The organism is Desulfobacter latus (genome assembly GCF_013389365.1).
Taxonomy (GTDB): domain Bacteria; phylum Desulfobacterota; class Desulfobacteria; order Desulfobacterales; family Desulfobacteraceae; genus Desulfobacter; species Desulfobacter latus.
Window position 1 is genome coordinate 1 of record NZ_JACADJ010000020.1, and the last position, 20,517, is coordinate 20,517.

General features: G+C 49.1%; 14 protein-coding genes. 1 reads left to right on the plus strand and 13 read right to left on the minus strand.

The features are described from left to right. Nucleotides 1–275: 275 nt before the first annotated feature. From katG to HXW94_RS07915, 12 genes are all read right to left on the minus strand, one after another. The gene (katG, locus tag HXW94_RS07860; protein WP_178366347.1) at nucleotides 276–2,486 is read right to left on the minus strand and encodes a catalase/peroxidase HPI; all 2,211 of its coding nucleotides are present in this window, start codon (nucleotides 2,484–2,486) and stop codon (nucleotides 276–278) included. A 233-nt stretch (nucleotides 2,487–2,719) separates the two neighbouring features. After that, nucleotides 2,720–2,881 (minus strand): hypothetical protein, encoded by a 162-nt coding sequence (locus tag HXW94_RS07865; RefSeq protein WP_178366348.1) that lies wholly within the window; start codon nucleotides 2,879–2,881, stop codon nucleotides 2,720–2,722. A gap of 32 nt (nucleotides 2,882–2,913) precedes the next feature. Further along, nucleotides 2,914–3,624, minus strand: coding sequence for a 16S rRNA (uracil(1498)-N(3))-methyltransferase (locus tag HXW94_RS07870; protein ID WP_178366349.1), 711 nt, complete (start codon nucleotides 3,622–3,624; stop codon nucleotides 2,914–2,916). A 1-nt stretch (nucleotide 3,625) separates the two neighbouring features. Beyond that, the gene (locus HXW94_RS07875; RefSeq protein WP_178366350.1) at nucleotides 3,626–7,216 is read right to left on the minus strand and encodes a DUF3683 domain-containing protein; all 3,591 of its coding nucleotides are present in this window, start codon (nucleotides 7,214–7,216) and stop codon (nucleotides 3,626–3,628) included. 53 nt (nucleotides 7,217–7,269) lie between these two features. Next, entirely contained in the window at nucleotides 7,270–8,886 is a 1,617-nt protein-coding gene (locus tag HXW94_RS07880) for a peptide chain release factor 3 (RefSeq protein ID WP_178366351.1), read from the minus strand. A gap of 337 nt (nucleotides 8,887–9,223) precedes the next feature. Continuing rightward, nucleotides 9,224–9,652, minus strand: coding sequence for an ACT domain-containing protein (locus HXW94_RS07885; protein ID WP_218576622.1), 429 nt, complete (start codon nucleotides 9,650–9,652; stop codon nucleotides 9,224–9,226). 14 nt (nucleotides 9,653–9,666) lie between these two features. Next, on the minus strand, nucleotides 9,667–10,971 hold the full coding sequence (locus HXW94_RS07890) for a phenylacetate--CoA ligase family protein (RefSeq protein ID WP_178366352.1): 1,305 nt from the start codon (nucleotides 10,969–10,971) through the stop codon (nucleotides 9,667–9,669). Between the two features lie 14 nt (nucleotides 10,972–10,985). Further along, on the minus strand, nucleotides 10,986–11,774 hold the full coding sequence (locus HXW94_RS07895) for an enoyl-CoA hydratase-related protein (RefSeq protein ID WP_178366353.1): 789 nt from the start codon (nucleotides 11,772–11,774) through the stop codon (nucleotides 10,986–10,988). Nucleotides 11,775–11,824: 50 nt separating this feature from the next. After that, nucleotides 11,825–13,630, minus strand: a complete 1,806-nt coding sequence (locus HXW94_RS07900; protein ID WP_178366354.1) for an N-acetylmuramoyl-L-alanine amidase — start codon at nucleotides 13,628–13,630, stop codon at nucleotides 11,825–11,827. Continuing rightward, nucleotides 13,627–16,287 carry a DNA mismatch repair protein MutS gene (gene mutS / locus HXW94_RS07905; protein WP_178366355.1) on the minus strand — a complete coding sequence of 887 codons (2,661 nt, stop codon included), beginning with the start codon at nucleotides 16,285–16,287 and terminating at the stop codon, nucleotides 13,627–13,629. The genes HXW94_RS07900 and mutS overlap by 4 nt, the downstream gene beginning before the upstream one ends. A 28-nt stretch (nucleotides 16,288–16,315) precedes the next feature. Beyond that, complete coding sequence (locus HXW94_RS07910; RefSeq protein ID WP_178366356.1) at nucleotides 16,316–16,726, minus strand: hypothetical protein; 411 nt, start codon at nucleotides 16,724–16,726, stop codon at nucleotides 16,316–16,318. Nucleotides 16,727–16,861: 135 nt separating this feature from the next. Then, complete coding sequence (locus tag HXW94_RS07915) at nucleotides 16,862–17,521, minus strand: metallophosphoesterase family protein (protein ID WP_178366357.1); 660 nt, start codon at nucleotides 17,519–17,521, stop codon at nucleotides 16,862–16,864. A gap of 392 nt (nucleotides 17,522–17,913) precedes the next feature. On the opposite strand from HXW94_RS07915, the gene HXW94_RS07920 reads away from it, so the two are divergent. After that, nucleotides 17,914–18,702, plus strand: coding sequence for a formylglycine-generating enzyme family protein (locus tag HXW94_RS07920; protein ID WP_178366358.1), 789 nt, complete (start codon nucleotides 17,914–17,916; stop codon nucleotides 18,700–18,702). 178 nt (nucleotides 18,703–18,880) lie between these two features. Here HXW94_RS07920 and murJ read toward each other — a convergent pair whose 3' ends face one another. Beyond that, a complete protein-coding gene (murJ, locus tag HXW94_RS07925) occupies nucleotides 18,881–20,464 on the minus strand; it encodes a murein biosynthesis integral membrane protein MurJ (RefSeq protein ID WP_178366359.1) in 1,584 nt (527 codons plus the stop codon). Nucleotides 20,465–20,517: the final 53 nt, after the last annotated feature.

Sequence of the window (20,517 nt, forward strand, 5' to 3'; positions counted from 1 at the left end):
TAATATTACCAGGGTGCCTATATATTCCTTTAGAACGAAAGCCCGAAGGCTCTCAAGGCTAATCAACAGGACTTGCAACCGAAGTCACAAGCCCACCGATCACCAAAGGTGTCGGTGGGTAGTTGACCCACTTCAAAGGCATCTTTAAGTTCAAGAAAATTTTTAATTTCCATATACCCGCTCCTTGATTAAATATAAGATGACGCTTATTATTTTCCCTTAAAAAGGTAAAGGCAAGCTAAAAGCCTTCACCTTTCTATAGTTTTCTTCCGCCTTCACACAAGATCAAACCGGTCAAGATTCATGACCTTATCCCAGGCCGCAATAAAATCAGTGACAAATTTTTCCCTGGCATCCTCGCCGGCATACACTTCACTAATCGCCCGCAGCTGTGAATTTGAACCAAATACCAGATCCACACGGGTAGCGGTCCATTTCAACTCTCCGGTTGTCCGGTCACGGCCTTCAAACACCGTATCATCATCTGAACCGGGTTTCCAGACCGTTCCCATGTCCAATAGATTGACAAAAAAATCATTAGTCAAAACGCCTGGACGCTGGGTCAAAACGCCGTGCGGCACTTGTTTGAAATTGGCATCCAGGGCGCGTAAGCCGCCGATGAGTACGGTCATCTCCGGAGCGGTCAATGTCAGCAATTGGGCTTTATCCACCAGCAGTTCCTCGGCCGGAACCGAATATGTTTTTTTAAGATAGTTGCGGAACCCGTCGGCTATGGGTTCGAGTACGGCAAAGGAGTCAATATCGGTCTGCGCTGCTGTTGCATCCGTGCGCCCCGGAGAGAACGGCACGACCACGTCAAATCCGGCATCCGCCGCAGCCTTTTCAACACCGGCACATCCGGCCAGCACAATCAGATCCGCCAGAGAGAGCTTTTTTCCGTCGGTCCGACTCGTGTTAAACGCCTGCTGAACCCCTTCAAGGGTATTAAGAATATCAGTAAGCTGATCCGGTGCATTCACAGCCCAGGCATTCTGAGGGGCTAAACGGATGCGTGCTCCGTTTGCTCCCCCGCGTTTGTCTGAGCCGCGAAATGTTGACGCAGACGCCCAGGCTGTAGAGACCAGCTGGGAGACGGTCAGTCCCGTGCCCAGGATTTTTTGTTTGAGTTCGTTGATATCATCGGCGTCAACAAGTTCGTAGTCTGCCTGGGGCACCGGATCCTGCCAGATTAAATCTTCCCGGGGAACATCAGGGCCAAGATACCGGGCCTTGGGTCCCATATCACGATGGGTAAGCTTGAACCAGGCCCGGGCAAAGGCATCGGCAAACGCCTCCGGGTTTGCCATAAAATGTCGGGAAATGGGTTCGTAAATCGAATCAAACCGCAGGGACAGGTCAGCGGTAGTCATCATGGGACGATGTTTTTTGGATGGATCATGGGCATCAACCACCATATCTTCATCCTCAACATCCTTTGCCAGCCACTGATAGGCACCGGCCGGGCTTTTGACCAGTTCCCATTCGTATTTGAACAGCACTTTGAAGTATCCCATGTCCCATTGGGTCGGATTGGGCTTCCAGGCCCCTTCGATACCGCTGCCGATGGTGTCCCCGCCCTTGCCGCTGCCGTAACTGCTTTTCCATCCCAGCCCCATCTCTTCAAGCGGGGCCGCCTCAGGTTCCGGGCCTACCAGCGCCGCATCGCCGGCGCCGTGGCATTTACCGAATGTGTGCCCCCCGGCTACCAGAGCGACGGTCTCTTCATCATTCATGGCCATTCGGGCAAAGGTTTCCCGCACATCAATACCGGATGCCACCGGATCCGGATTGCCGTCCGGCCCCTCGGGGTTTACATAAATTAAGCCCATCTGTACGGCGGCCAAAGGATTTTCAAGATCACGTTCCCCGGAATACCTGCTTTTGGGTTTATCACTGGTCGCCAGCCACTCCTCTTCCGCCCCCCAGTAGATATCTTCCTCGGGCTCCCACACGTCTTCACGGCCGCCGGCAAATCCAAAGGGTTTAAGCCCCATGGATTCGATGGCACAGTTCCCGGCCAGCACCATGAGATCAGCCCAGGAAATTTTATTACCGTATTTTTTTTTAACGGGCCACAAAAGTCTTCGGGCCTTATCAAGGTTTACGTTATCCGGCCAGGAGTTCAACGGGGCAAGCCGCTGGCTGCCGGAGCCGGCCCCGCCCCGGCCGTCCATGGTACGATATGTACCGGCGCTGTGCCAGGCCATCCGGATGAACAACGGGCCGTAATGGCCGTAATCTGCAGGCCACCATTCCTGGGAATCATGCATTAAATCAAACAGATCATTTTTCACGGCTGAAAGATCAAGGCTTTTAAATGCGGCCTTATAGTCAAACGAATCGCCCATCGGATTGCTTTTCCGGTCATGCTGGTGAAGTATTTTCAAATTTAATTGATTGGGCCACCAGTCGCGATTTGACTTTCCCCGGCTTTTAAAATCGCCTACACTTTTACCGGTAACCGGGCATTTTCCTTCTTCATTCATAACAGATCTCCTTTAAATAATGTACGTTATTTTGGAATACGACTTTTAAAAACAGCGCTGTTATCGTGAACCATCTTTAATAAAAATATTCTGTAAATCAAATCGAATCATCCCCGAGCATTTTAGCCAACAACTTCAACTGAAACAATCCTAATCTTCTTCCATTCATCTGGAAATCCTATTGATTCAATCATAAATTCTTGATCGATTGATGTCAATGAATCGGCGAATCCCTATTCTTTAGTGATAAATTCGTCCAGCTTGCTAAACAGACTGTCAGGCCATTCTTCGGCAGTTAAAAACATTTCCTTTTCTTCAGGTGTTAAACTGTCTTTAATACTCGGGGGCAGACTCTCATGCGCCTCTTGTCTGACTTTTTCTATTTTTTTATCCATTTTTTATCTCCATCATACAACTGTTCAAGTTTTCAGGAAAAAAGCCGGGAAACCAATGCGGTGACGGCCGTTTCCACCCGTAAAATCCGGGTCCCCATGGTCATGGGTTTAAACCCTTGATCCACAAGCGTCTGGACTTCAAGGTCAATAAACCCGCCTTCCGGGCCGATCACAAGCACGGCATCCGAATTCAAACTCACCGGACAGAAAGATTGCGCTTGGGGATGGGCAAGAATTTTTTTTTTGTTTCTGCTCAGTTCAGGTAGCTCCTCTTTAACAAAAGGAGAAAAAAAGCGTTTCAGGTGTACCCGGGGCACAAGAGTGTCTCGGGCCTGGCAAAGGCCGAGTTCAAGATGGCGCTGGATATCGGAATCAGATAATACACCTGACCCCCAGAAACTTCTTTCCACCCGCCGGGAATTGATCAAAAAAATCTCTTTCACCCCCAGACTTGCAAGACTTTGAAGTATTCGTTTAAGCATCTTGGGGCGGGGTAAGGCCAGCACCAGGGTCACGGGCAATGGCGCCGGCGGGTCATGCTCAAGGTGGACTGTCATTTCAATGGACTGCCGGTCTATTGATACGATAAGACCTGTACCCATTTTTGCATTTTTTTTTCCGCACACAAGGCTATCACCCGGCTTTGCCCCAAGCACCCGGAGAATATGCCTGCACCGGTCATCCTGAAGCCGCACCCGGTCAGCGCTTATGAAGTCCCGGTCGTCCAGCAGTATAAGGTTCATGTCAGAATGTAACGATTTCCATGTTTCTGATCAGTGCCCGGAATTGTTTCATCCAGTCGTCACCGCCTGTAAGCTGTGCCAGTTCCACGGCCATATGCACGGCACTTACCTGATTCTGACGGCCTAAGCCCTGGACACAGGACGGACAGTTGGTTATTATCCTTGGCTTTGCCGTATCCAGGCCCAGACATGCCTGTTCAACAGCATCCTGCTTCCTTAAAAACATGCTGTAGCTGATATCCGGTCGGGACAGCGCCATGGTTCCGGCTTCTGAACAGCAGTACGGCACGGTCCGGGCGTCAATACCTGCCCTGGCCAGCCCTGTTACTGCGGTGCCTTTTAAACTGTCATGGCAGGGGGCATGGTAAAGGTAGGCTTGGGGTGCCGCGATAGTTAGACCATATTCAAACAAATAGCCTGAAATATCAAACAGATTTGCATCAAACAGGTCTGTTATGCCCAGATCGGACAAAGATTCCATACAGGTGCCGCAGGAGACAATGCAACCGGAAAAATCAAGATCATTGAACATATCCCGAATCTGGGTCATGATAATGGTGTTTTCAAGCGACATTTTTTGGGCTTCCTTGGTCCGGGCATTCACCTTCAACGGGTACCCGCAGCACATATATGGCGGCGGCAACACCACCTGGTGGCCCTGGGAAAGCAATAAAAAAACGGTGGCCCTTGAAATATTGGAGAACATACGCTCACTGCCGCATCCTGGGAAATAAAACACCGTGGAAACGATTTTGCCGGGAGGATTTAATAAAATAGCCTGGTTTCTGTCTGCAGGGGGCAGGTGGGCCCGAAGCGTGGTCAGGTCCGGTTGGGAAACCGGGGCGTGCAGCAACTGCAGCGGTCTTGCCTCCTTTAATGCCGGTATCAAACAGATGGGTTTTGCAAATTTTACCGCCGCACGCTGTGCAGAACTGCCGGCGGTCAGCAGCCCTGTACGAATAATCGGGTTTAGTGTCTGGTTGCGGGTACCCAGATAATCAAGGGTTAACCGGGTGGATATGGGCGTATGTTTGAAATTCATTTTTTTAAGAATTTCACGTTCCTTAATCGAAATGACCCCGGAATCTATATCTACCGGGCACTTGTCAAGGCACTTATGACAGATGGTGCAGTGATCGGCAATCTGTTCAAGATTTTTCAGGACCTTAAATTTTGTGGACTGGGTCCGCTGGGTAATGTAAAGCAACGCCTCGATCAAAGCACCTAAGGCCAGATTTTTATTCCTGGGATGGAAAAACATGTTCCTTGCCGGATAAAACACCGGGCACTGGGGCTTACACTTGCCGCAGCGGACACAATTGGAAATGTTTGCAGCAAGGTCGGACAGGGAACCGTGTTGGAGAATCTGGGCCTCAAGTTTCAGAAGATTAAACGAGGGGGTGAATACCTTGTTCAAAATATCGGGCTCGGAGAGCTTACCCGGATTCATCAACCCGTTCGGGTCCACCTGCTTACGGTACGCGTCAAACCGGCTTACCTGGTTCTTATCCAGGTATTTAAATTTGGTGACGCCGATACCGTGTTCGCCGGATACGACACCGTCAAGCGCCACAGCCTTCGCCATAACCTTATCCGCGGTCATGTGGGCCCGTGCGAGCATCTCGGTGTCATTGGAAAACACCGGGATATTTACATGTACGTTGCCGTCCCCTGCATGCATGTGTGTGGCAATGACAATAAGACGGCTCAAGGTGTCATTGTAAATGCGCGCCACATTGGAAAGAATAAGGCTGTATCCATGGAGATGATCCTGGATCTGTCCGTGAAAATTTTTGGTATGAATAAAGGCTTCCAGGGCATCCCGGGATGCAATGTCGAGCTTCTTACGAATGCCGTAGGCAATATCTTTGATCCGGCCCACCTTTTTTCCCAGCCACTCGGGATCGGAAAGGGGAATGGCCGTTTCCAGATATGTCAGGATATTTTGAATAATCCGGGCCTGGGTATATTTTTTCTCTTCAAGATTGGTTTTATCAACAAATTTGACAAAATCGGCCAGACTGTCAATGGGCAGAACAATATCTTCATTGAGCTTAAAGGCATTGGTATGGGCGGCAATGGCCCCCAGCCGTTTGCGGTCTTCCCAGTAACGGGCAGCTTCGGCCCGGTCCCGGGCAATAGAGAGTCCGGTTTTGTCATAGGATTCCAGAATTGTTTCTATATCACGCATGCCCTGGCCAAGAATCGCTTGATCATTGGAAACCATATCAATGAGCAATACGGCTTTAAGCCGGTCGCCCACAGATCGCTTGGTCTTATATTTAATAGCTTTGATGTATTCTTCGTCAAAATGTTCCAGGGCCATAAGTGCGGGATCGCTGTTGTCAAACCGGGTACAGATTTGAGAAATGACCTTGCCTGCCTCGGTCATGTCATTGCCGAAAAATTCAATGCAGCAAGTGGCTTTGTACGCAAACTCAGGATAAAGGATAAATTCGGCCCAGGTGATGATGCCGTCACACCCTTCTTTCTGCAACCCGGGGACCCCCCCTAAAACCTTATTGGTGACATCCTTGCCCAGGCCTTTTTTGCGGACATCCGCACCGGTCAGTGTAATGGTGTTCAACATCTGCCCGTTTTCATCTTTGACCGCAAAACAAAGCGTATCCTCATACATAATTTTGCGCAGGGGATGGTCCTGGCGTGCCACTGTAAGCAGCCGGCAGTCGGGCATGGCGATTCTGAAAGACAAAACATTGTCAATGGCCGTGCCATAGAGCACGGCGGTTTTTCCGCCGGCGTTTTCCGCCAGATTACCGCCAATGGTGCAGGCCCAGGCCGAGGTGGGATCTGTGGCAAAGATATAACCCTGGGCAGCGGCCGCATCCTTGGCATCCTGGGTGATAACACCGGCACCCAGCGGCATCACGGCATACTCCCTGCCGTCTTTTGTTTTGCGCGGTTCAATGGGAAAAATTGTGTTTAATTTCTCCGTATTGATCATAACGCAGTTCGGGGCCAGGGGGGTCGCCCCGCCAGTCAGACCCGTACCCCCGCCCCGGGGAATGATATGAAAATTTAAATTTTTTAATTTTGTGACTAGTTGGGGAATCTGCGCTTCCCGGTCCGGCCGCAGTACGGCTGCAGGCGTGTATCTTCGCCAGTCTGTGGCATCCGTGGCATGGGATGTAATATTAAAGGGATCAAAGCATATATTGGCCTTACCGAGCACCGGGGAAAGCTGCCGTATTACCCTGGCCTGCGCCTTTATCACGGCACTGATCCGGGCTTTAAGCTGCCGAAGCGAGGATCTGCAGGCGTCAAGCACGATGCGGACCTCGTCATGTTCGGCATGCCCGGCAATATTGAAAAGGTCATTTTCAAATTCGGTAAACAGGCGTCGTCTCAGCATGGGGTGTTCCACCAGTTCCTGGAACAGAAAGGCATTCCGGCGGATGATGAAAAGGTCCCCCATAAAACGATGGAGAAGTCGTGAGGAGCGACCTGTGCCCTTAAGTGTTTCCAGGACATGAATGGTACTTAGAATGTCATTGCCGAACAAATGGACAATGATCTGGTCGTCCCCGGCCGAGGTATAATTAAACGGTATTTTTCTAAAAGGATCTCGCATTATAACTCAAAGATGATCATGTTTCCCCTGAAGTCAAAATTTTAATCTCTGACCTACTCGTTGTGTTCCCTTGTTTTATGGAACTTAATGTCCGGCCAGTCCTCCCGGGTAAATCCAAGCTGGTATTCACTCGTCGTTAAAAAGGTTAAACGCCCTTCTGCATCCCGGGTCAGACTGGATTCGTTTTTTCGGATAAAGTCCTTAAGATATGCCTCGTCTTCACATTCCACCCACCGGGCCACGGACAGGTCGATGGACTCATATCCTGCACTGACATTGTACTCAGCCTTAAGCCGTGCCATGGTCACATCAAACTGAAGTACGCCCACGGCACCGATGATATGCATGTTGCCCTGCAAAGGACGGAATACCTGGATGGTGCCTTCTTCCGCCAGCTGGGTCAGCCCTTTTGTCAGGGCCTTGGCTTTCAAAGGATCTTTAAGCAGCACCCGCCTGAAATGTTCCGGGGCAAAATTGGGAATGCCCAGAAATTTCAAGGGTTCTTTAGTGGTAAAGGTATCCCCGATCTTGATGGTGCCGTGATTATGGATACCGATGATATCTCCCGGATATGCCTCTTCCACATTGGACCGCTCCTGGGCCATGAAGATGGTGGCATTGGCAATCTTGATATCTTTTCCAATGCGGTGGTGCCGCACCTTCATGCCCTTGGTGAATTTTCCCGAACAAATCCTGAAAAAAGCGATTCTGTCTCTATGCTCGGGGTCCATATTGGCCTGGATTTTAAAGGTGAATCCTGAAAACGCCGCCTCACAAGGATCCACATCCCGGGATGCTGTAGGCCGGACTCCGGGGCATGGTGCAATCCGAACAAATGCGTCCAGCATCTCCCGGACCCCGAAGTTATTAATGGCGGAACCAAAAAATACCGGGGTTTGGGTGCCGTTGAGATAAAGATCGAGGTCAAAGGGTTCTGCCGCCCCGGAAAGCAGTTCCACATCCTCGCGCAATTGATCTGCCGGACCTTGGCCGATCATTTCATCCAGCACGGGATCATCAAGGTCCTTGATCAATACCCCGTCATCATTTTTAGGGGTATATCCCGACGTAAAAATCCCCAACTGCTGTTCTTCCAGGTTATACACCCCTTTAAACCGCTTTCCCATGCCGATGGGCCAGGTCAAAGGTACGCATTCAATCTGCAGCTTATCCTCAATGTCCTGGAAAATATCAAGGGGTTCAAGTCCTTCCCGGTCCAGCTTGTTAATAAAAGTAATGATAGGCGTATTGCGCATCCGGCACACCTCCATCAGCTTCTGGGTCTGGGGTTCCACGCCCTTGGCAGAGTCAATAATCATCACGGCGCAGTCAACCGCGGTGAGTACCCGGTAGGTATCCTCACTGAAATCCTTATGTCCCGGGGTGTCCAGAAGATTTATTTCATAGTCTTTATAATTGAACTTCATCACCGAAGACGATACGGAAATACCTCTTTCCTGCTCAATGGATAAAAAATCAGAGGTGGCGGCCCGGGCCGCTTTTCTGGATTTTACGGCACCGGCCTGCTGGATGGCACCACCGAACAACAGCAGTTTTTCGGTCAATGTTGTTTTGCCGGCATCCGGGTGGCTGATAATGCCGAATGTTCTGCGTTTTTTTATTTCCGGTAATAGTGTTTTGTCTAATTTCTTGCTTGTGAGATTTGTCATGCAAAAGGCCTTGAAAATAGTAAAATTAAGGGTGGAAAGTTAACAGCATTTCAACATGGAATCAAGCCTTCTGCCAAGCAGCCTTCAATAACGAGGACTCAGGATAGACAACTCGGGCTTTTACAAGCCCCTTCTGAGGCCCATAATCAAAATAAACCCTCCCATATGGTTTTCCTTTTCATCCGTCTTTTTCGTTGTGACAATGGGTACATATTTCAATATGCGTCCATTGCCACGCCTTGAATACGAATGAAAACTCTAAACCATATTTTGGAAGATTTTATTCCGATCATGGGCCTGAAGCTCTGATTCAGGAGGGGGCGTTGACACATGCACGTTAAAGATTAGAGATCTCCTCTTTGTCTATCACCTTAATACCCTGTTCCGCCAAAACAACTTTTGCCTTTTCAAGGTCATCAAAACGGAAAATCATGATGGCGTTTTTGCACTGGGGGTTGGCAAAGGCATACATATACTCCACATTGACATCTTGTTCACTTAACGGATCAAGCACCTGATTCAGGCCACCGGGTTCATCATTCACTTCCACGGCCAGAACACGGGTTTTGCCCACGGTAAATCCCTGATCCCGCAGGGCTGTAGTGGCTTTGTCATTATCATTGACAATGAGGCGCAGTACACCGAAATCCGTGGTGTCTGCCAGGGAAAGTGCCCGTATATTTACGCCGGCATCTCTTAAAATTGCCGTGACTTCAGCAAGACGCCCTTCTTTGTTTTCTATGAATATGGATATCTGTTCAGCCATAATAGTCTCCTTGGTTAAAATTGGCGGTTATCTATAACCCTGACAGCCTTGCCCTGGCTTCTTTCTATGGTTTTGGGCTCCACAAGGGCCACCTTGGCGGATACGCCCAGGTGCTCCTTGATATTATGTGAAATTTCACCTTCCATGGCCTGCAGTCCCTTGATGTCATCGCTGAAGGAGGCTTCGTCTATCTCCACCTTGACCGTCAGGGTATCCAGGTTGTCTACCCTGTCAACGACCAACTGGTAATGGGGGGCGACTTCCCGGCTTTCCATGAGAACGCTTTCAATCTGGGAGGGGAATACATTAACGCCTCTGATGATAAGCATATCGTCCGTACGGCCCGAGGGTTTATTCATCCGCATGTGGGTCCTGCCGCAGGTGCAGGGCACAGGATTCAAGGAGGTGATATCCTTGGTACGGTAACGGATGACCGGAAAGGCTTCCTTGGTAATCGTTGTGAACACGAGTTCACCGGGATCTCCGGGGGAAACGGGTTCCAACGTATCCGGGTCTACGATCTCCACAATAAAATGATCCTCGGCAACATGAAGGCCTTTTTGCTCCTCAACGCATTCCACGGATACGCCGGGCCCCATGACTTCGGACAGACCGTAAATATCCACGGCCTTGAGATTGAGCTTGGCTTCCAGTTCCCGGCGCATTCTTTCCGTCCAGGGCTCTGCCCCGAAGATCCCCGATCTAAAAGACAAATCCTTAAAATCAACACCCATTTCCAGGGCCACTTCCGCCAGGTGGAGGATATATGATGGCGTCCCACAAAGAATCGTCGGTTTGAAATCCTGCATAATGGTGATCTGGCGTTTGGTATTACCGCCGGAGACCGGAATGACTGATGCGCCTAAACGTTCCGCCCCATAGTGGGCCCCAAGGCCCCCGGTAAAAAGACCATACCCCCAGGCATTGTGAATGATATCTCCCGCAGTGGCGCCGGCGGCAGCAAAGCTTCTGGCCATCAGATCGGCCCAGGTGTTGATATCCCGTTTGGTGTAGCCGACCACCGTGGGTTTGCCCGTGGTGCCCGAGGATGCGTGGATGCGGACCACCTGATCCATGGGAACCGCAAACATACGGTAGGGGTAGTTGTCCCGAAGGTCCTGTTTGGTGGTAAAGGGCAGGCGCCTTAAATCATCCAGGCTTTTTATATCAGATGGTTTGATCCCGGCTTTGTCATACGTTTCCTTGTAGAATGGAACCGTGGCATAAATCCGTTCAATGGTTGTTTGAAGACGGCGAAGCTGGATCGCCTCCAGGCCCTCTCTGGGCATGGTCTCATAGTCGATGTCGTATATGGGCATGTTTATCTCCCTAATTATTTAAGTACGCCTTTAAATTCCGGCTTTCTTTTTTCTAAAAATGCTGATGTGCCTTCTTTTCCATCCGGGCTTGCCACGGTTATGGCAAACGCATCATTTTCAATCAGGCAGCCGGTTTCAAGGTCACAGTCCAACCCGCCCTGGATGACCTCTTTGGCTGCTCTTAAGGCAACACATCCTTTAGCTGCAATGCGTCTGGCGGTTTCTTTGACTTCATCCATAAGAGATTCATGGGGGCACACCTGGTTGACCATACCATATTCCAGGGCTTTGCCGGCAGTAATATTGCTTCCGGTGAAAATCATCTCCTTGGCCCTGTTTTTTCCCACAACCCTGGAGAGACGCTGGGTCCCGCCAAAACCGGGGATAAGGCCCAGGTTCATTTCAGGTAGTCCAAAGATTGCCTTTTCCGAAGCATAAATAAAATCACAGGCCAATGCAACTTCACTGCCGCCGCCCAAAGCAAAACCGTTTACTGCAGCAATGGCCGGAAAGGGCAGGGCTTCAATTTTTGAAAAAATGTTCTGGCCTTTGCGGGAGAAGTATTTTGCCGCCAACATATCCATCCGGGTCAGTTCTGAGATATCCGCACCTGCGACAAAGGCCTTGTCCCCGGTGCCCGTTAAAATGAGTACCCGGATTTCATCATTGGCCAGAACCTGGTCCAAAGCGAGATCCAGCTCATCAAGCAGTGCGTTGTTCAGCGCATTCAGGGCTTTGGGGCGATTAAAAGAGATCATGGCTATTGCGCTGTCCATCTCAAGAATAATGTTTTCAAATGACATAAATTCCACCTTTTATTTGATTTTCATATGTTGTCATGGGTTCGGGCCGATTATATATGCTTGGGATTTGTGGCATTGATATATTTTTCTATCCCATCGGCAATGGTGTTACAGATGTCGTTGCGGTAGGAACCGGTCATCAGACGTCTGCATTCGGTTTTGTTGGAAAGAAAGGAGGCCTCAATGAGAATTGCAGGCATCCGTGCCCCAAGCAGTACATAAAATGGGGCCTGTTTGACACCGAGATCACGGATTTTGCTGTATTTTTTTTTCATACCTGTAATCATGGCTTTATGAACGTCATTGGCAAGACGTGTGGATTCTTCTATCTTGGCATGCTTCATCAGATCATTAAGGATATAAGCCAGGTCCGAGATATTTTTCTTAGATGTGGCGTTTTCCCTGGCAGCCACAGCGATGGCTTGTGCATCCGTAGCCAGGTTCAGAATATAGGTTTCAATGCCGGACAGTTTTTTGCTTTTTGCAGCATTGCAGTGCATGGAGATAAACAGGTCGGCCCGCTGGGTGTTGGCAATGGCGGTCCGTTCTTCCAGGGTCAGTTTCCGGTCGGTTTTCCGGGTAAGCAAAACTTCACAGTTCAAGCGTTTGCGCAGCTTCTCTGCAAGGGTCATTGCCAGTTTAAGCACAATATCTTTTTCCCAGACCCCTTTGATATATCCGGGTGCGCCGGGATCTTTACCGCCGTGGCCGGGGTCAATGACGATTTTCCGGACACCTAAAGCCAGCTGACGGGCAATGTCCGACGATTTCAGATTGTCCGTGGTGACCAGGTCCGGCTTTTCACCGGACGGTTTTACTTCAGATGACTCTTGACCGGCAATCTGGTCCTTGAATACGGCTTTGGCGTTCTCACCCCACAGATCCATGACGATACGGAAAGGGTCTTTTAAAGAAAAAATTTTATAGTTCTCAAAATTTTTTATATCCACCACCACCCGGACCGTATGGGGGGCAAACTGGCCGGCACGGGCCTGTTTAAGCAAATCATCATTGATCGGGGTGTGGTCCGGGACATTGCAGCCAAGTCTTGCCTGGTCAATGTCCACATACAATCTTTGGAACGGGACATTCAAGGCCGGGTCTTTTTTCAAAAGCCTGTGGGTGTATTTTCGTTCGCTGTCTGCATTTACCACGACCCTGGTGTACTCCGCGCTGGACCAGAACCTTAAATCCGTAACGGTTGTATCCCCTTTGGGCGGCGCTGGATCGGTATCATCCGGGTTGATGACTGTAAGGTCACAATACGCCGAATCCTGTGTATTTTCTTCGATAATATCCGAGGGCGGCTGATATCCCCCTGTGTCGGCAGCGTCGGCCAGGGCCAGTTTCTGCCTGTGATATTCTGCAATGGCCTCATCATTGCGGGTCAATGCCTTTTGGGATTGTTTTGTTTTTACGTCACTGTTGTTTGGGTGGGGTCTTAAGGTGTTTGCTGCAGCCAGGGTTCTGGCACGGGCACTGTAGGCGCTTTGGGGATAAAATCGGTTGATACGGGCGATAAGATCATCGGCCTGCCGGTTCCAGCCGGCATTGCCGGATCTTTTGGCAAGCTGGAAATAGAGTTCTGCGGCTTTGTATAACCCGGCCGGTGACCAGGAATTCCCGGGAAAGCTCATGTGAATGGATTTGTATTTTTCAATACAGGCCAACCAGGCAGATACCTTGTTTATATCCACTGCCGACCGTTTCAATTTTTTAAGACAGGTATCTGCTGCCAAGTACTTCCCTTTGGCCGTATCAGCGGCACAGGTTGTCCCCGTAGTCCAGGCAAACAGACAAAAGCAGGCCAGAAGCGGAATAAAAATGGTGAATATGCGATTAAAGCCCGTGTTCACACGTCTACCTTAAGCTTTAGTTCATTTAAAAAGTTCAGGGCGTCAAGGGGGGTCATTTGCGCAATATCTAAGTTGTGCAGCATCCGGCGCAGATCATCGTCCGAGGGGCCGAACAGGTTCATCTGGCCACTGGCGTTTCGTTTTTTTTCCCTTTTTTTCTTTTTGGCCGGCCGCGTCGACGGCACGGGTGTCATGGGGTGGTGTTCCGCAGATGCCAGAACCGATTTTGCAAGGTCAATGATATCATCGGGAACCCCTGCCAGGCGTGCCACCTGGATGCCGTAGCTGCGGTTGGTGCCCCCTTTGACAAGGCTGCGGAGAAACACAATATTGTCGTTAAATTCCTTGACTTCGATATTGTAATTTTTGATCCGGGGTTTAATCTCCTCAAGCTGGAGCAATTCATGATAATGGGTGGCAAAGAGGGTTTTTACCCCTTTATCATTCAGGTCATGCAGGTACTCGGCCACGGCCCAGGCAATGCTCATGCCGTCGTAGGTGGATGTGCCCCTGCCGATTTCATCAAGGATCACCAGGCTTTTATCCGTGGCATTATTGACAATATTGGCGGTCTCCTCCATCTCAACCATGAAAGTGCTTTGCCCGGAGGAAAGATTATCCAGTGCCCCCACCCGGGTGAAAATCCGGTCAGTGATGCAGATGGAGGCGCCGGCTGCCGGCACAAAGGAACCCATCTGGGCCATAAGAACGATTAAGGCCACCTGGCGCAGCACTGTGGATTTGCCGGCCATGTTGGGACCGGTGATCAGGATCTGCTGACATTGGGTATCGTCCAGAACAATGGAATTGGGCACATACCGTTCGCCCTGGATCAGCTTTTCCACCACCGGATGCCTGCCCTCCTGTATATCAATGCGCCGGTCATCATTGATGTCCGGTTTTACATAGGCATTTTCAACGGCAGCCAGGGCAAGTCCTTGAACCACGTCAACGCCGGCAATGAACTGTGCCATGGTCAGGATATCTTTTGCGCTTTGGGCCACCTTTGCCCTGACCGTACAGAAAATTTCGTATTCCAAGGCGTTTCGGCGCTCCTGAGCGTTGAATATGGTATCTTCCACCGCTTTCATGTCCTGGGTAATAAACCGCTCGGCATTGACAAGGGTCTGTTTACGGATATAGTGATCCGGTACCTGGGTCGCCTGGGCCTTTGATACCTCAATGAAATAACCGAATACTTTATTGTATTTTATTTTAAGGGAAGAAAGCCCGGTATTTTCTTTTTCCTTTTTTTCCGTGTTTGCAATCCAGGATTTTCCGTCCCGGGTGATGGATAAAAGCTCGTCCAGTTCCGGGCTGTACCCGTCGTTGATCAGGTTGCCTTCGTTAAGTACGTGTACAGCATCTTCCCGGATGGCTTTACCGATCAATTGGGCCAGATCTTCCAGGCGCCGGACCAGGGCCGGCGCTTCATCCATACCGGCACCGTTAAGAATCGGGCTTTCAAACGTTGTGATCTCTTTAAACAGACGCGGCAGAACAGAAAGAGAGTTTTTAAGGGAAAGCATGTCCCGGGCATTGCCCTGGCCCATGGATATACGGGAGCCTAACCGCTCAAGATCGTATATGGATTTAAGAAGATCGCCAAGTGTCTGAAGGGTGCCCGGTGCGCCAATGAGTTCTTCTATGGCATGAAGGCGCTGGTGTATCAGCTCTTTGTCGATTAAAGGATATCTGATCCACTGTTTAATCAGCCTGCCGCCCATGGCCGTGACGGTTTTGTCCAGAATATGGATCAAAGAACCTTTGGGGGTCTGGGTCTGGATATTGGTCAGCAGTTCAAGATTTTTGCAGGATCTGTCGTCAATGACCATGAAATCATTGAGATTATATGGAATGACTTTATAAATATGGCTGGTGTCCGACAATTGGGTATCCCGGACATAGGAGATGGCGGCGCCTGCTGCAGATATACAGGCCGGCATACGTTCAACGCCGAATCCTTCAAGGCTGCGGGTGGCAAATTGTTCCGTCAGAAGCTGCCGGGCATTATCCGTGCGGAACGTAGAATTGTCCAGATATGTGATTTCAACGTGGGAAAAAGACTTTCTGATGGCCGCCATGGCCGGATCAGACTTGAAACTCTCCGGTAACAGCACTTCTTTCGGAGAGAGCTTTAAGGCCTCGTCTAAAAGGACGTGTGGGATAGCACCACCTGAGGTGCGTTTTATCTGACAGGTGGTAAAGCTGCCCGTGGAGATGTCTATGCAGGCGAGACCGGAATACTCGGACGTTTTGGCGATTGCCACCAAAAAGTTGTTGGTTCCCCGGTCCAGAAGGGAGTCGTTAAGTACCATTCCCGGGGTAATGACCCGGATAATTTCCCGTTTGACAAGACCTTTGGTCTGGGACGGGTCCCCAACCTGTTCACACACTGCAACTTTGCAGCCTTTTTCAATGAGTTTGGAAATATAAAGATCGGCTGATTTATAAGGCACACCGCACATGGGAATGGGGTCCGGGTCGTTTTTATTCCGGGAGGTCAGTGCAATTTCAAGGATGCCGGCAGCCTTGACGGCATCCTCAAGAAACATTTCATAAAAGTCCCCCATCCGGTAAAAAAGTATGGCGTCCTGACAGGTTTCTTTGATGGTCAGATATTGTGCCATCATGGGTGTTTGTTTCTTTTTGACCATGGATGTTCAAAGGGGGGGGTATAAAATTTCAGGCCTTTTTCTTTTCCTCGGTTACAGCCTGTTCTTGATTTTGATCTTTGCGGGCTTCTTCTTCCAAATGTTTTTTAATGTAAGGATCGTGAATAAATATATCAAGGCGTGTCTGAAGAGAATTGATTTCTCCTTTCATGCTTTCAATCCGTTCGTCTCTTGTTCTGACCTGGCGTTTCAGACGAACGGACGTAATAAGTCCGCGAATTCCTGTGATCAAAAGGCCCAGGACCAGGCAGAGTACCCAATAGGCCCAATTGGGAAGGTTCATGACCGTGTAGTTCAAAGACCCTACCTTAAAGTCAATGAGGAGCGCCGTACTTGCCAGAAAATATTCCTGATTCTGAATGCCGAAAACAACCAGAAGCACCAGGAAAAGTATGAATAATATAATTTTAAAAGTTTTCATTCATTTTCTCCGTTATAGATTTTGAGTGTATCCATAAATTGATGGTGACTATAGATCAAAAATCCTTATTTATCAATTTTTCTTTTGGTTTGCAACGGCTTGAACAGTGACAAGACATTCGGATGCCACATACCGCTAATTTTGTGGCATATCCGGATACAAGAGATTCACCTTGGGGACTTCATTTTTTTCAAGGTCAATGACGGCCCCTGATCCTGGTCCTGTTATGGCGCAGTTAACCACGGTACTTTGATGCAGGGGTTTACGCCCAAAATCTTCATGGATATGCCCGCAAAGCACAAGCGCAGGCGCTGCGGCCTTGATAAACCGGGCCAGATTCCGGCTGCCGGCATGAATTTTTTTGCCTATGCGGTCACACGCCCCCTTTGGCGGCGTATGGACCACCATTACCGTATCCGGTTCCATGGGGCAGGGAAGGGCGGCAAGCCGTTTTTTTTCATTCAGGCCAATCCTGTTGGCAAAAGGTAACGGCAAGGTGCCTGAGGTCCCCACAAAAGAAAATCCTTTGACCTGAAGCGGACTTTGCGTTATCAGCGTGATGTTGGCTGCTTTTTTAATCCGGGGTTCAATACGTTTTAAATCCGTATTTCCCCGGATCGCCAGAACAGGAACCGGCAAACTGTCAAGCTGGGAAAGAACGGTAGACCAGTTGAAAAAACAGGTCATGTCTCCGGGGACAACCATCAACTCGGGCTGGTACTGGTCTATAATCCTGTAAATGGATTCCATATGTTCGGGTTTACCATGAATGTCTGCAACTGCATATATACGCATTGAACGCTCCAAAAATTTATATATATATGGGGCTGTAACTCGATAGTATAGGAACTTCGGGATTGGTCATAACATCGGCCACAGCGTAGGTTGGGTTGAACGAAGTGAAACCCAACAACTTATCTTCCAGCACCCAGTACCCAGTACCCAGTACCCAACACCCAACAGCCCGCCCAAATGGCACTAATTTAATGATCGAGTGTAAGTAAAAATAAAGTATGCTGTTAAACCTTATATTTGATTTTGCCGATATTCACAACCTTTGTAAGTAAACTTGAATTGGATATATTTACAAAGCGGCTGGAGTTTAGTATCTCTTGATGATCAAGTATATCACTTGATGATCGAGTATCAAGTATCTAATTAATTCATTTAATATTCAAGGAGGCGTCATGAGTCAATTGTATCAAAAGCATATCATATTAATATTGTTTTGCTTTGCTATTATTTTTACGGGGTGTGGCAAACAGCCCAAAGACGAAGAAATCACCAACGATATTGGTATGAAATTCCATCTGGTCCAGCCGGGCAAATTCATAATGGGATCTGCAGATAATGAAAAAGACAGGGATTCTGATGAACTACAGCATGAGGTTGAGATCAGTAAAGCCTTTTATATGGGGGTAACTGAGGTGACACAAGCCCAGTTTGAACAGGTCATGGGTACGAATCCATCCCATTGGAAGGGGGATACCCTTCCGGTGGAACGGGTGACCTGGGATGAAGCCCAAGACTTTTGCAAAAAATTATCTGAAAAAGACCCAAACATGACTTATCGTCTGCCCACAGAGGCTGAATGGGAATATGCCTGTCGGGCAGGGACAGACACCTGGTGTTACTGGGGTAATGATCTGGATGACACCATGGTCGACCAATATGCTTTATATAAAAAGAACAGCGGCCTTCAGACCAATGAAGTGGGGCGGAAAAAGTCTAACCCCTGGGGCCTTTATGATATGAGCGGCAATGTCTGGGAATGGTGTTCCGACTGGAAAGGCGATTATCCCGCAGAAAAAACAATTGACCCCGCAGGTACGCCTTCCGGCTCGCGCCGGGTGGTCCGGGGCGGTAGCTGGCTCAGCTTGGCCAGGGACTGTCGCTCGGCCAATCGAAACGACTATTCACCCGACGATCGGAACAGCAACGTTGGCTTCCGGCTTGTCTTGGTTCCAGGTCAATAAGGCGTCGAGTCGGGCAAGTTACGGAAACGGCGGCTGCACCGCTGTGTCGGAAGCAGGCCCGCACTCGCCTGATTGATCGGCTGTTATTTTTTCAACCCGGGAGCGCAGGTGTCCCGCCTGCATCGTTACTGCGGACGGGACGTCTGCGCTCCTGGATATAGAAACATGGGCAGGATATTTAAGGCCTGTTCCTAAGCAAACCGGTCTTTGCCGTCACCTTGGCATAAAGTGAGTTGATCTCGCTGATTTTAAAAATTTTTCCAATGCCTGCCAGAATGATCAAAAATAACGTACCGACAATCATACAAATAAATACATGGGCGAAAAAACCGGAGATTGGTATTAAATCGACGGTTCCGGCATATACCGCTTTTAAAATCAGCCATACCACGATACTGACCAGTACCATTACACCCAAAAAAGTGTAAACCTCTGATCGTCCGGCGTTTTTTGTTTTTCTGCTCCAGGCCTCAAATAAAGCCCCTGTGGTAATGATCACGGACAAAGACAGCCCCAAAGCCACGCCTTTAATTCCCATGGCGGTCATTGCAACGTAAAGCAGCGGTAAGCTTAACGCCACGCATACAGATGAAAAAATAGCTGGAAACAGTGTGTTTTGAACAGCAAAGAATCCCCGGGAAACAATGGTCTGGGCGGAAAATGCAAAGGCCCCTGCCATAAAATACGGCAGCACCCCTGATGTCAGGGCTGCATCCTGAGCGTCAAATGCCCCGCGCTGGAATAGAATGGCCACAATCTCTTTATTGAGAATCATAAAGACAACTGAAAAGGGCATCACAATAAATATATATTTCAGCGTTTGGTTGATAATGGTGTTTAGGCCGTAAAGATCTTTTTTTGCAGCAATTTTTGCCATAAACGGATAGGATGCCACACCAACGGCATTGCCGAAAAGCCCTACCAGTATAAACATGATGCGAAGGGCGTAATTCATGGCTGAAATGCTCCCCTCGCTTAAAAATGAGCCAAAAAATTTCATCAGGATTTCCGTGGAAAAGGTCATGGTCAATCCAAGCATCAGGGGGAATGTTAAAAATATATATTTTATCACATCAGGATGCCTGAAATTAAAGCTTGGCATATAGATCAGCCCGACCTTTTTAGCCCCAAACAATTGAAGCAGGAAACTGCCGAAGAAGGCGCCGGCAAGCACACCCCAGGCAAATCCTTCCATACCCAGAACCGGATACAGAAGTATCCCGCCCGCAATGATGCCGGTGTTGTAAATCAATGGGGCAAGGGCCGGGAAAACAAAGCGCTCCTTTGAATACTGTACGGCATTGAACAGTCCCCCGGCAAAAAAGAAAAATTGGGCCGGGATAATGATTCGGGTCATGCGTACGGCAAGATCAAAGGCCGAGCCGTTTCTAAGCCCGGGGGCAAGAACTGAAATCAGCTCAGGCGCAAAAAATATGGAAAGGCAGATAAAAATAAAAAGACATGCGCCAAAGCAGTTCAGGATAACGGAAAAAACCCGGTATCCTTCCTGTTCATTGTTTTTAACAAGATACCGGGTAAAGATGGGAATAAACGTAATGGACAAAAAACCTGACGCCACCACATGATTTAAAATTTCAGGAATCACAAACGCCACCTGGTAAGCATCAACGCCGGCACTTGCACCGCCCATCCAGGCAATGGCGGTTTCTCGCACAAGACCGATGATCCTGCTGGCAAAGACCGATGCCATCATGATAAACGAGGCAAATCCGATTTTTTTAAAGGTAGAGGTTTGTGTCATAGTTTGAAATCCGATGCAGGCTTTATCATAAAACGTGCCCAAGTAAAGCGAGT

Bases quoted from the DNA above. Each gene is read 5' to 3' on its own strand.
- HXW94_RS07920 (WP_178366358.1), top strand. From the start codon at position 17,914: ATGAGTCAATTGTATCAAAAGCATATCATATTAATATTGTTTTGCTTT.
- HXW94_RS07875 (WP_178366350.1), bottom strand. From the start codon at position 7,216: ATGCGAGATCCTTTTAGAAAAATACCGTTTAATTATACCTCGGCCGGG.
- HXW94_RS07890 (WP_178366352.1), bottom strand. From the start codon at position 10,971: ATGCCCATATACGACATCGACTATGAGACCATGCCCAGAGAGGGCCTG.
- HXW94_RS07895 (WP_178366353.1), bottom strand. From the start codon at position 11,774: ATGTCATTTGAAAACATTATTCTTGAGATGGACAGCGCAATAGCCATG.
- HXW94_RS07870 (WP_178366349.1), bottom strand. From the start codon at position 3,624: ATGAACCTTATACTGCTGGACGACCGGGACTTCATAAGCGCTGACCGG.
- mutS (WP_178366355.1), bottom strand. From the start codon at position 16,287: ATGGTCAAAAAGAAACAAACACCCATGATGGCACAATATCTGACCATC.
- katG (WP_178366347.1), bottom strand. From the start codon at position 2,486: ATGAATGAAGAAGGAAAATGCCCGGTTACCGGTAAAAGTGTAGGCGAT.
- murJ (WP_178366359.1), bottom strand. From the start codon at position 20,464: ATGACACAAACCTCTACCTTTAAAAAAATCGGATTTGCCTCGTTTATC.
- HXW94_RS07865 (WP_178366348.1), bottom strand. From the start codon at position 2,881: ATGGATAAAAAAATAGAAAAAGTCAGACAAGAGGCGCATGAGAGTCTG.
- HXW94_RS07885 (WP_218576622.1), bottom strand. From the start codon at position 9,652: ATGGCTGAACAGATATCCATATTCATAGAAAACAAAGAAGGGCGTCTT.
- HXW94_RS07880 (WP_178366351.1), bottom strand. From the start codon at position 8,886: ATGACAAATCTCACAAGCAAGAAATTAGACAAAACACTATTACCGGAA.
- HXW94_RS07915 (WP_178366357.1), bottom strand. From the start codon at position 17,521: ATGCGTATATATGCAGTTGCAGACATTCATGGTAAACCCGAACATATG.
- HXW94_RS07910 (WP_178366356.1), bottom strand. From the start codon at position 16,726: ATGAAAACTTTTAAAATTATATTATTCATACTTTTCCTGGTGCTTCTG.